The sequence below is a fragment of the Myxococcus vastator genome, assembly GCF_010894475.1.
GTDB classification, from domain to species: Bacteria; Myxococcota; Myxococcia; order Myxococcales; family Myxococcaceae; genus Myxococcus; species Myxococcus vastator.
In genome coordinates, this window is the sequence record NZ_JAAIYB010000304.1 from 1 (window position 1) to 10,521 (window position 10,521).

At 71.3% G+C, this 10,521-nt stretch carries 11 protein-coding genes; 5 read left to right on the forward strand and 6 right to left on the reverse strand.

Going from position 1 to position 10,521, the window contains the following annotated elements; genetic code table 11:
- Nucleotides 1-60: 60 nt before the first annotated feature.
- Complete coding sequence (locus G4D87_RS25580) at nt 61-660, forward strand: adenylate/guanylate cyclase domain-containing protein (RefSeq protein ID WP_163784866.1); 600 nt, start codon at nt 61-63, stop codon at nt 658-660.
- A gap of 51 nt (nt 661-711) precedes the next feature.
- Complete coding sequence (locus G4D87_RS25585; protein ID WP_163784868.1) at nt 712-1,359, forward strand: glutathione S-transferase family protein; 648 nt, start codon at nt 712-714, stop codon at nt 1,357-1,359.
- An 18-nt stretch (nt 1,360-1,377) separates the two neighbouring features.
- Here G4D87_RS25585 and G4D87_RS25590 read toward each other — a convergent pair whose 3' ends face one another.
- The 5 genes from G4D87_RS25590 to G4D87_RS25610 all read right to left on the reverse strand — a co-directional run bounded on the left by G4D87_RS25590 (nt 1,378) and on the right by G4D87_RS25610 (nt 5,872).
- Entirely contained in the window at nt 1,378-1,893 is a 516-nt protein-coding gene (locus G4D87_RS25590; RefSeq protein WP_240358606.1) for a hypothetical protein, read from the reverse strand.
- Between the two features lie 109 nt (nt 1,894-2,002).
- The gene (locus G4D87_RS25595) at nt 2,003-2,827 is read right to left on the reverse strand and encodes a glycosyltransferase family 2 protein (protein ID WP_163784869.1); all 825 of its coding nucleotides are present in this window, start codon (nt 2,825-2,827) and stop codon (nt 2,003-2,005) included.
- Entirely contained in the window at nt 2,824-3,423 is a 600-nt protein-coding gene (locus G4D87_RS25600) for an HAD family hydrolase (protein ID WP_163784872.1), read from the reverse strand. Before G4D87_RS25600 ends, G4D87_RS25595 begins: the two co-directional genes overlap by 4 nt.
- A 10-nt stretch (nt 3,424-3,433) precedes the next feature.
- Entirely contained in the window at nt 3,434-5,329 is a 1,896-nt protein-coding gene (locus G4D87_RS25605) for a methyl-accepting chemotaxis protein (RefSeq protein ID WP_163784874.1), read from the reverse strand.
- 102 nt (nt 5,330-5,431) lie between these two features.
- Complete coding sequence (locus G4D87_RS25610) at nt 5,432-5,872, reverse strand: host attachment protein (RefSeq protein WP_163784876.1); 441 nt, start codon at nt 5,870-5,872, stop codon at nt 5,432-5,434.
- Nucleotides 5,873-6,067: 195 nt separating this feature from the next.
- On the opposite strand from G4D87_RS25610, the gene G4D87_RS25615 reads away from it, so the two are divergent.
- The 3 genes from G4D87_RS25615 to G4D87_RS25625 all read left to right on the forward strand — a co-directional run bounded on the left by G4D87_RS25615 (nt 6,068) and on the right by G4D87_RS25625 (nt 9,687).
- Nucleotides 6,068-7,276: a hypothetical protein gene (locus G4D87_RS25615; RefSeq protein WP_163784877.1), complete on the forward strand. Its 1,209-nt coding sequence runs from the start codon at nt 6,068-6,070 to the stop codon at nt 7,274-7,276.
- A gap of 5 nt (nt 7,277-7,281) precedes the next feature.
- A complete protein-coding gene (locus tag G4D87_RS25620) occupies nt 7,282-8,061 on the forward strand; it encodes a MopE-related protein (protein WP_163784879.1) in 780 nt (259 codons plus the stop codon).
- Nucleotides 8,062-8,187: 126 nt separating this feature from the next.
- Nucleotides 8,188-9,687, forward strand: coding sequence for a serine/threonine-protein kinase (locus G4D87_RS25625; protein ID WP_163784881.1), 1,500 nt, complete (start codon nt 8,188-8,190; stop codon nt 9,685-9,687).
- A gap of 43 nt (nt 9,688-9,730) precedes the next feature.
- On the opposite strand, the gene G4D87_RS25630 is transcribed toward G4D87_RS25625, so the two are convergent.
- Nucleotides 9,731-10,267 (reverse strand): FHA domain-containing protein, encoded by a 537-nt coding sequence (locus tag G4D87_RS25630; RefSeq protein ID WP_163784883.1) that lies wholly within the window; start codon nt 10,265-10,267, stop codon nt 9,731-9,733.
- Nucleotides 10,268-10,521 lie beyond the last annotated feature (254 nt).

Below are 10,521 nucleotides of genomic sequence, written 5' to 3' on the forward strand. Positions count from 1 at the left end.
CCGGGGGCCCTGTGTGATGTAGCATTGCTGACAGTGCCGGGGGGGAAGGGGAGATGCGCGATGGTGGTGGAGGCTCCAGAACCCGGGAAACTATCGGCGATTCTCTTCACGGGCATCGAGGGCCCTGATGGGCTCTCATGGCGTGATGAATCGCTCCAGAACGACATGCGGGATGAGCATGCGCTGCTCGTCCGTGAGTTGTTGCCGCGCCATGGCGGGCGCGAGGTGAAGCGGATGGAGGATGGCTTCCTCCTGGAGTTCGAGGGCGGCCCCTCGGCGGTGGACTTCGGTCTGGAATTGCAGCGCGTCCTGGAAGCCCGCAACGAAGACGTGTCCGCGGAGCGCCGGGTCGTCTTGCGCGTGGGTGTCCATCTGGGCCTGGTGGTCCACCGCGACGGTGACGTGTTTGGCGAAGGCGTCAACCTGGCCGCGCGCATCGAGGCGCTGGCCCGTCCCGGCACGCTCTATGTCAGCGAGACGGTGGCGCGGCAGGTGGAAGGCCGTCTGGCTTCACCGCCGGTTCGCCTGGGCCGTGGCGAGATGAAGAACATCCGGTTGCCCGTGGCCGTCTACCGCATCGACCCGCCCGAGCACCGCCGCCGGATGCCGCTGCTGTCGCGCATGCGCTCCTTCTGGGGGCGCCGGAGCGCGGCGCACTGACGCGCACAAGCGCGGGCGGGCCTGGGCGAGCGGCGTTATAGAGGCCGCCCCATGCCCCAGCTCACGCTCGTCGTCGGTTCGAAGAACTACTCCTCCTGGTCCCTGCGGCCCTACCTCGCGCTGGCCCACACGGGGCAGCCCTTCCAGGAGGTGGTGATTCCGCTGGCGATGCCGGACACGGAGGACCGGATTGCCCGGTACTCCCCCAGCAAGCGCGTGCCGGTGCTCCAGCACGGCGACCTGACGCTCTGGGATTCGCTGGCCATCTGTGAGTACCTCGCGGAGACCTTCCCCCAGGCCCAGCTGTGGCCCCAGGACACGGCGGCTCGCGCGGTGGCCCGCGCCGTCACCGCGGAGATGCACTCCAGCTTCGGCGCGCTCCGGCAGCACATGAACATGAACCTGCGCGCGCGCAGCCCGGGCAAGGGCCGCGCGCCCGGCGTGGCGGAGGACATCGCCCGCATCCAGGCCCTCTGGAATGACTGTCGCCGCCGCTTCGGCCAGGGCGGGCCCTTCCTCTTCGGCCGCTTCTCCATCGCGGATGCCTTCTACGCGCCCGTCGTCACCCGCTTCGTCACCTACGGGGTGGAGCTGGACGCGGTGAGCGCGGACTACCGCGACGCGGTGCTCGCGCTGCCCGCGCTCCAGAAGTGGACCGAGGAAGGCCGGACCGAGCCCGGCATCCCGAAGTACGACTGAGCCTTCGCCCTCGACGCGCTACCTGCTCGCGGGGGCCGGCGTCACCTCTTCGATTCGGGTGGCGCCGTCCGGGTCCACCGCGAGCTTCAGGTGGGGCGTGCCCTTCGCATCATGCAGGACGATGCTCGCCACGCCCTCCTCCACGCCGATGACGATGCGCTCCTTCCAGTCGTGCCGGAAGGTGATGTTGGGCTTGCCCTGGATGAGCCCCATGCACATCGCCTCGTAGCCTTCCTCGCTGTCGAAGCAGAGGCCGTTGATGCCGATGCTGTCGAGCATCGCGAGCCCGCCGACCTCCTGTCCGGACGCATTCATGAACTGGATGCCGTAGGCCTTCACCGCGCGCTTGAGGCCCTGGGGGTCGGGCATGGGGGCCGCGATGCGGATGCGCGCCTGTCCATGTTCGTCGATGATGTTCAGCTCGCGCACGGACAGCGACGCGGCAGCGGTGTTCGCGCTGGTGCACGCGCCCAGCAGCCCCAGGGCGCAGCAGCCCGCCCACATCGACAGCCGGTAGAGAAGGGAAGGGGACATCGCGAGCAGGCCTTTCGGAGGACGTCGGGGGAGGACGCCACCGTAGGGAGCTCGCACACCGCCAGGGCCATGGCGGCGCGGTCGTTTCGTCACGCTTCGGTCATGGCCGTCAGCCCAGCGCGCCGTCGCGCACGCGCTCGAACAGCGCGTCGTAGCGGCCTTCCGCGTAGAGCCGCGTCAGCTCCGGGTAGCGGCCCTGGCGCAGCTCGCGCAGGTACGCGTACTTCGTGGCGTGGTAGCCCGCCACCGCCCACGCCAGGCGGGAGGCCGCCGCGCCGCCGCGCCACAGCGCGCCCTTCAGCAGACAGTCGCGTGCCCAGGACGCCAGGCGCTGCACGCCCACCGGCTTGAGGCCGCGCTGCTCGGCATGGGCGCGCAGGGCCCACAGCAGGGCATAGCGGTCCTCCTTCACCGCGCGGTACTCCACCGACGTGGCGAAGCGGTGCTCGATGAAGGCGTGGACGCGCCCGCCCGCCAGCTTCGGCAGGGCCTCGTGGACAATCTGCTCCGGCCGCCACACGGCCTGGTCCTTGCGCACCAGCCGCGCCCGCCACTGCGTGCGGTAGCGGAAGCGGCGCGCCCCCAGCTCGGCCCAGTCGCGGCGGGGCAGCCGGTACACGGCCTCCGTGGGCGAAGCGGCCTTCCACGCGCGCAGCGTCTCCACCGCCTCGGGCTCCAGGTGTTCGTCCGAGTCGAGGAAGAAGACGTAGTCACAGGGCGCCAGGGCGTTCACCGCGGCCTCTCGCGCGGCGCCGTAGCCGCGCCACGCATGGGGCACGGAGCGCGCGCCCAGCGAGCGCACCAGCGCCGCCGAGCCATCCGTGGCCCCGGAGTCCAGCGCCACCACGTCATCGCAGAGGGCCAGCAGCCCACGCAGGCACGGCTCCAGCGTGTCCCGGTTGTTCCGGTGGAGGACGTAGCCGCCCAGCTTCATAGCCCCAGGGCCTTGAGCTGCGCGTCAAAGGCGTCAGCGGTGGTGAAGAGCCGGCCTTGCAGGCCCACGGCCTCGGCGGCCTGGACGAACTCGGGCAAGTCGTCGAAGAAGACGGCCTCCTCCGGGGCGCAGCCCACGCCCGCCAGCGCGAGCCGGAAGATGTCCGGCTCTGGCTTCACGTGGCCCACCTCGCAGCTCATCACCACGCTGTCGAAGCGCTGGAGCACCGGCAGCAGCGGGCGCAGGTAGGCGATGTGCAGCGCGTTGGTGTTGGACACCAGCCCCACGCGCACCCGGCCCAGGAGCGACTCCACGCGCGGCAGCACGGCGTCATGCAGCGTGAAGTGGCTGCTCCACAGCGGGGCGAACTCCGCCATGGGCAGGTCCACGTCCAGCGCGCGGCACACGTCCTGGCGGATGCCCTCCGCGCCCAGCACACCCCGGTTGGCGTCCGTCCACCCCGCGCCCGTCAGGCGCCGGGCCACCTCCGCGGCCTCCAGGCCCGCGCGGGCGCCCAGCCGGGAGAAGAGCAGGGTGTTGTCGTGGAAGACGAGGACGTTGCCCAGGTCCAACAGCACTGCCTTCACCTGCGCCATGCATGCTCCTTCAGATGCGATAGGCGCGAGCCACGTCCTGCATCTGCTCGGACACGTCCTGGAGCAGCTTCGCCGCCCGGGTGGTGGCCGCCAGGCTCTCCTGGGTGTCGTTCATCATGGAGGACAGGTCCGTGACCGCGCTGAAAATCTGGGCGATGCCCGCGTTCTGCTGGCTCACCGCGCCGGCAATCTGCCGCACGGCGGTGGCGTTGTCCTGGATGATGGCGGCCAGCTCCTTCAGCCGCTCGCCGGTGCCGCGCACCTGCTCCAGGCCGGCTTCCATGTTCGTGTGGCCCAGCTCCGTCATCTTCGCGGTGGAGAGGATGGCGCTGCTCAAGTCACCCAGGATTTCGCGCACCCGGTCCGTGGCCTGGATGGACTGGTCCGCCAGGCTGCGAATCTCCCGCGCCACCACGTTGAAGCCCTTGCCGTGCTCGCCGGAGCGGACGGCCTCGATGGCGGCGTTGAGCGCCAGCATGTTGGACTGGTCCGCCAGGTCCTTCACCGTCTGGGTGATGCCGCCAATCTGCTGCGTGCGCTCGTTGAGCTGGGCGATGCGCTCCGTCATCTGCTCGGCCTGGGACAGGATTTCGGAGAAGCCGCCCAGGCTGTCCCGGATGGCCCCTTCGCCCGCGCGCCCCACCTCTTCGGCCATGGAGGCGCGCTTGAGCACGTCCTCCGCCTTCTCCGAGGCCAGCACCGACGTCTGCTTGATTTCCTGCGCCGTCACCTGCGTCTGCTGGAGGGCCGCGGCCTGGCGGGCCACGTTGCGCTCCTGCTGCGTCGACGCCGTCTGCAGCTCCGCCACCGTCTCGCTGAGCACGCGCGTGCCGGTGTGCAGGCTCTGCGCCGTCTCCCGCAACTGGAACACCAGCAGGCCGAAGGCGCCGGCCAGCTCGCCCACCTCGTCGTTGCCGGCCTTCACGTCCAGCGTCTGCGTGAGGTCGCCCTCGCTCACCAGCCGCGTCACCGCCGCGCGCAGGGCCAGCACCGGACCGGAGATGCGGTGCGACAGCAGCCACGCGCCCACGACGGCCAGCACGATGAAGCCCACCGCCATCAGCAGCGCCACCCGGCTCACGCGCTCCACCGGGGCGTAGGCCTCCGCCGGGTCCACGCGCGCCACGAAGTGCCAGCCGTCGGCCACGTCGCGCACGTCCGTGCCGTTGACGGCCGTGACGGCCAGCAGCCTGTCATGGCCCTGGACGTCCGCGCCGCGCGAGTCGTACAGCACCGTGCCGTCCGGCCGCTGGAGGGTGAGCGCGAAGCTCTTGAGCGCGCGCTGGTGGGCGCGGGCCAGCGCCGGCTGCACCAGCTGGTCCACGTGGGCCCAGTCGAAGGCGGCCAGCAGCACGCCCAGCCGGTGCTTGGAGACCGGGTCCAGCACCGGGAAGGCCAGCGACAGCACGTGGCCGGTGAAGATGGGGTGCTCCTCGGTGATGCCCTCGCTGCTGGTGCGCCCCTGCTGGGCCTCCGTGAACCAGGGGCTGCGCCGCACCTCGTCCTGCCGACGCAGGTACTCGTCACGCAGGGCCGGCGTGTTGGCGGAGATGGCGCGGCCGGTGTCGTCGAAGACGACGATGCCGTTGAGGGTGAGGTAGCGGCTCTGGAGCACGCCGAGCATGGCGTCGGAGGGCGCGACGTCACCGCGCAGCGCGGCACGGACCGCGGCGTCCTCGGACCAGCCGCGGGCGCTGGCCTCCCGTTCGGCCAGCGTGGCCTCCAGCAGGTCCTTCACGCCTTCGGCTTCGCTCAGCAGCGACGCGCGAATCTGCTCTTCCATCACCTGCCGCGCGCTGCGGGCCTGGAGCCAGGTCAGCGTCAGCAGCGGGATGACCGACAGCAGCGTCGCGTAGAGCGTGAGGCGTCCCCGAAGGGACTGGGTTCCAGGAAGAGAAAGGGCCATGTGGCGCGGCGGGCAGCGTGCGGGGGCCTCCCAGGAAGGTCGGCCCCCGTCCTATACCAGAGCCCCGCGTCTCCAGGGCACCCCCGCGCTTGCCTGCTCAGCTCAGATGACAGGCACCCGGCTGGGCAGGTCCTTCGCGGGGACGCTGGAGTAGTCCGAGTCCACGTCCAGGAGGACGCGCTGCCGGACCCGTGTGCTCAGCGCGCGGCGCATCCTCCCCAGGAACCCCGGCGGGGCCGCGATGACCAGCTTGTCGAAGTCGTGCCGGTCATGCCCCTGGTCCAGGAACGAGGACAGCTCGCGAGCGAAGCGGTCGTGCTCCAGCTCCTTTCGCCCGTCGGGCTCATTCTCCATGGGCGGACCGTGGAGCGTGCCGGCATTGGGGTTGTCGGTCTGCTCGAGCAGCTTCCCTTGATGGGCCCGGCTCTCCTCGTGATGGAACTCCTCCACCAGCCGCCAGTCCTCCTCCGCCTTCGCGTCCGTCGCGAAGAGGCGGGCCCGGCTCGCGTTCCCCACCAGAATCCAGAGCGTCCCATTCGCCATGTCGTGCGTCTCCTTGCGCTATAGGGGGGAGATGCGGACCCTGCGGGGCCAAGGCAAGCTTCCCCAGACGAGCCGCGCGCCCGCCGGGCGCAGGGCAGGCAGCCGGGCCGCGCGTCATTGACGGGTTTTGCGGGGACTGGGGGCGTCACTGTCGCCTCATTCCGTTGCGCGGAGCGTCGCGATACAAGGGGGACCATGCGTATTCCCGTTGCTCCCGTCACCGCCCTGCTGGCGCTCGCGCTGCTGGCCGCTCCCGCGTGGGCCCAGGAACAGGGGGGACTGGGCCTGGACCTCACCTCGGACGCCCCCGCCGAGCAGCAGGGAATGGACATGGGGTTGGACCTGCGTCCCAGCAATCCAGACGCGGACCTGCTGCCTCGCTTCGCTTTGGTGGGGCTGTACGCGACGGAGCGCGCGGGCGCGCAGCAGGCGTCGAGCTGGTTGGAGGCCCTGGCGCGCGCGGCGCTGTCCTCCGTCAGCGTGGCGCAGGCGTCGGACCTGGTGGAGACGCGTGAGCGGCTGGCGGAGGGCTACGACGCGGCGGTGCGCTGCGCGGAGGCCGCGTGCTTCGCCGAGCCCGCGGAGCTGCTGGACGCGGACCTGCTGACCACCGCGCGTCTGTCTTTGGAGGACGCGGGCTGGACGCTGCGGACGTGGACCTACGACAGGGATCTCCGCGTGGTGCACGAGGACTTCGTGACGGGGCGCAACCCGCGCGACGAGGACTTCGTGAACGAAGCCGCCGCGATGCTGTCCAGGCGCCTGGCGGCATTGGCCCGGCCGCGCGCGATGCTGACGGTGAACGTCAACGTGCCGCAGGCGGTGGTGAAGGTGGGCGAGCGCATCGTGGGCGTGGGCAGCGTGGAGGTGCGCCAGGCGCCCGGCGCGGTGGCGCTGGAGGTGTCCGCGGACGAGTACGGCACCCGGACGCGCACCCTGGACCTGAAGCCCGGCGCGCGCGAGACGGTGGACGTCATGCTGGAGCTCTCCGGTCCGGCGCCGGAGGGGCCTCCCGATGAGTCCGTGGCCGGCGTGGGGGCTTCCCGGAAGGCGCCTCGCAAGTCCCTCTTCAAGCGGCCCGCGCTCTACACCGCGCTGGTGGGACTGGCCGCGGTGGGCGCGGGTGTGGTGATGGGCCTGGCCGCCAAGGACGTGGAGCAGCGCGGGGGTGACGCGGATGGAGACGGCGTGTTCGACGTCACGCGCAAGGAGCGGCTGGACGCGCAGGCCCAGGCCAACCTGGCCACGGCGCTGCTGGTGGGCGGCGGCGCGGTGACGGCGGGCAGCGTGGCGTGGCTGGTGCTGGTGCCCGCGCGCGTCGCGCCCGCCTCGACGTCCGTGGCGCCTGGAAGCAGCGGCGGCGCCTCCACGTCGCTGCACCTCATGGTCGGCGGGAGTTTCTAGAACCTATGAAGACCTTCGAATCCCGGCTGCGCGTGTGGTGTGGCCTGTTGCTCGTCGCGGGCGCGGTGGGCTGCACGGTGAGCTTCCCGGACGACGTGCCCTACACGTGCACGGAGACCGCCGACTGCGGCGGTGACGGCTACGTCTGCACGTCCCTGCCCGACGACGGGCCGCGGTACTGCTGCCTGCCGGACCCCGCGGAAGTCTGCAACGGCCTGGACGACGACTGCGACGGCCTGGTCGATAACCTGGAGACCGCCTGCTACACGGGGCCGGAGGGCACGCTCGACGTGGGGCTCTGTCACGCGGGTGAGTCCATCTGTACCCGTGAAGGGAGCATCGCGTGCGTGGGGCAGGTGCTGCCCCGCCTCGAGACCTGCGACGGCCTGGATGAAGACTGCGACGGGGCGGTGGACGAGGACTTCGACCTGAAGACGGACCCGGGCCACTGCGGCGCCTGCAACAACGACTGTTCCTTCCTCCAGGACTGCGTGAATGGCGAGTGCGTGCGCCGGCAGGAGCTGGACTGCGCCAATGGCCAGGACGACGACGGGGACGGCTTCACGGACTGCCAGGACCGCGCGGACTGCGACGACCAGTCGTGTGGTCCGCAGTGCGTGTGCCGGGAGGGCTCGAAGACGGAGATAAGCTGCGCCAACGGCGAGGATGATGACGGGGACGGGCTGGCGGACTGCCAGGACCGCGCGGACTGCCCGGTGACGACGGTTTGCACGCGCGCCGATGGCAGTGCGGGCACGTGTCAAATCAACGCGCTCTGCGGGTGATGGCCATGCTTGCTACCCACCACTGTCCGCCATCCCGCACTCACCGAGGGTGGGTGGCGTCCCTGGGAAGACAGAGTGCGGATCCAGGGTTGCTGTTTGCCCCGGACATGGAAATTTCTTCTCACCATGGGCTCCGATGACGCCTTCATGCAGACCGTGCAGTCCCGTGCCGAGGCCACCGTGAGTGACACGGGGCCCCGAGCCAGTGACGAGCTCCAGGAGGGCTCCACGCTGGGGAACTACCAGTTGGAGCAGCTCCTGGGCGAAGGGTCCATGGGCCGGGTGTTCCAGGCGCGGCACGCGCGGCTGGGGCGGCAGGTGGCGCTGAAGGTGCTGCGGCCGGAGCACGCGCGGGACGGCGGCTTCGTGCGGCGCTTCTTCCAGGAGGCCCGCACCGTCAATCAAATCAACCACGAGCACATCGTGGAGATTTTCGACTTCGTCGACGAGAGCGCGACGGGCGGGCACGTCTACTGCGTGATGGAGCTGCTGCGCGGGCAGAGCCTGAGCTCGCTGGCGCAGGCGGAGCCGCTGACGCTGGCGCGCATCCAGCGCTTCGTGGTGCAGGTGTGCGCGGCGCTCGGCGCGGCCCACCAGGTGGGCGTGGTGCACCGGGACGTGAAGCCGGACAACCTCTTCGTCATCCACCGCGCGGGCCAGCCGGACTTCGTGAAGGTGTTGGACTTCGGCGTGGCGAAGCTGCTCACCCCCGAGGGGAGCACCACCGGGACGCTGGACGGCACCATCATCGGGACGCCCGCGTACATGGCGCCGGAGCAGGCCGCCGGCCTGCCGGTGGACGCGCGCTCCGACATCTACGCGGTGGGCAACATCCTCTACGAGCTCATCTCCGGCAAGCCGCCCTTCCAGGCGCCGGCCTTCGGGCACCTGGTGGTGCAGATCATCACCCAGCCGCCGCCGCCGCTGCCCTCGCACCTGCCGTCCGGAGAGCCCGTGCCGCCGCAGCTGGCGGAGCTGGTGATGCGCTGCCTGGCCAAGGAGCCCGAGGCCCGGCCGCAGAGCCTGGCGGAGGTGACGACGGCGCTCCTCCTGCTGCCCGCGTCCGTCCAGGCGCTGACGCCCGCGGAGCTGGCGCTGGAGGCCTCCGAGCGGCCCACGCACAAGGTGCGGGTGGCGGTGACGGGGCGCTGGCGCCGCCAGGCGGCGGTGACGGTGGGCACGGCGGCGTTGGGGGTGGTGGCCGCGGTGGTCACCTGGTCCGGCATGCAGCCGGAGCCCGCCCCCGCGGAGGCCCCGGTGGCCGGCGTCATGGGCCGGCCCGTCGCCGAAGCCCCGGCCGCGCCCGTCGCCGCGCCGCGGCTGCTTCCGCCCGTCACGCTCACGGTGCGCTCGTTCCCGGAGGGTGCGCAGGTGCTGCGTCTGGACACGGGCGAGCTGCTGGGCGTGACGCCGCTGGTGAAGCAGGTGTCCGGTGAGTCCGCGCCGCTGCGCCTGCGCGTGGAGCTGGCCGGCTATGCCCCGCTGGAGCGGATGGTGGAGCTGGACAAGCACGCCGAGCTGGAGGTGCCGCTGGTGAAGGCGCTGCCTTCGCCCCGGCAGCAGCCCGCGGCGGGGACGCAGCGCGTGACGGGCAACAAGCGCCGCACGCGCCCTGTCACGCAGTAGGTGTCGCGGTGGCCCCGCCCTGGGAGGCGGGGCCCGTGTCCGCTCAGCGGGGTGCCGCCGTCTGGGCGAGCACCTGGGCGGCGATGCGGCCAATGCGCTCGTTGAAGTCCTCCGCCTCATGGAAGGTGAGGCGCACGTCACCCACAGTCAGCTGTACGCCGGGCTGCAGCACGGTGGGTTGCTCCGGCTCCAGGGCCGTGCCGCCCAGCGTCACCGGCCGGGAGGCGGCCATGCGCGTCACCGTCCAGCGTCCTTCCAGGGTGGGGGACAGGTGGAGCTGCTCGCGCGACACGGTGGCGTCATTGACGACCAGCGCGTTGTTCGAGGCCCGGCCCAGCCGCAGCGGCCCGCCGTCCGTGTGGCCCACCAGCTCGAAGCACAGTGCGTCACCCGCGGGCAGGCAGTCCCGCAGGTCCGTCAGCGGCAGCCGCGTGGCGGCCACGTTGCCCTCCACCACTTCGGGGACATTCCAAGCGCCCGCCTCCCACACCAGCCACGGGTGTGGGTACTTGGCGCGAAACTTCTCCTTGAGAGCCATGTGCTGCCTCACGAGCAGCGAGAGCAGCAGAGCGCGAGCCATGCGGGTTGAATAGCCTTCCTCCCCCGTCGCGGCCCGAGAACGTGCGCGTGGGGGGCCATGGGATGTCAACGAATGGCCAGATGCCGGGTGGGATGCCCCACTCGCGCACGGACCGACCCCTGTAGTACACCCGCGCCCGCCTCCTGTCCCCCGGACAAGGCCTCCTCCCCACCTGGACGATTCGATGCGCCGCCTGCTCGCCGCCATGTTCTGCGCCGCCGCCGTGCTGGCGGCTTGTGAAGACGACTCCCCAC

Excerpts from the sequence above, each read along its gene's own strand:
- G4D87_RS25580 (WP_163784866.1), top strand. The coding sequence starts at position 61 with ATGGTGGTGGAGGCTCCAGAACCCGGGAAACTATCGGCGATTCTCTTC.
- G4D87_RS25585 (WP_163784868.1), top strand. The coding sequence starts at position 712 with ATGCCCCAGCTCACGCTCGTCGTCGGTTCGAAGAACTACTCCTCCTGG.
- G4D87_RS25590 (WP_240358606.1), bottom strand. The coding sequence starts at position 1,893 with ATGTCCCCTTCCCTTCTCTACCGGCTGTCGATGTGGGCGGGCTGCTGC.
- G4D87_RS25595 (WP_163784869.1), bottom strand. The coding sequence starts at position 2,827 with ATGAAGCTGGGCGGCTACGTCCTCCACCGGAACAACCGGGACACGCTG.
- G4D87_RS25600 (WP_163784872.1), bottom strand. The coding sequence starts at position 3,423 with ATGGCGCAGGTGAAGGCAGTGCTGTTGGACCTGGGCAACGTCCTCGTC.
- G4D87_RS25605 (WP_163784874.1), bottom strand. The coding sequence starts at position 5,329 with ATGGCCCTTTCTCTTCCTGGAACCCAGTCCCTTCGGGGACGCCTCACG.
- G4D87_RS25610 (WP_163784876.1), bottom strand. The coding sequence starts at position 5,872 with ATGGCGAATGGGACGCTCTGGATTCTGGTGGGGAACGCGAGCCGGGCC.
- G4D87_RS25615 (WP_163784877.1), top strand. The coding sequence starts at position 6,068 with ATGCGTATTCCCGTTGCTCCCGTCACCGCCCTGCTGGCGCTCGCGCTG.
- G4D87_RS25620 (WP_163784879.1), top strand. The coding sequence starts at position 7,282 with ATGAAGACCTTCGAATCCCGGCTGCGCGTGTGGTGTGGCCTGTTGCTC.
- G4D87_RS25625 (WP_163784881.1), top strand. The coding sequence starts at position 8,188 with ATGGGCTCCGATGACGCCTTCATGCAGACCGTGCAGTCCCGTGCCGAG.
- G4D87_RS25630 (WP_163784883.1), bottom strand. The coding sequence starts at position 10,267 with ATGGCTCGCGCTCTGCTGCTCTCGCTGCTCGTGAGGCAGCACATGGCT.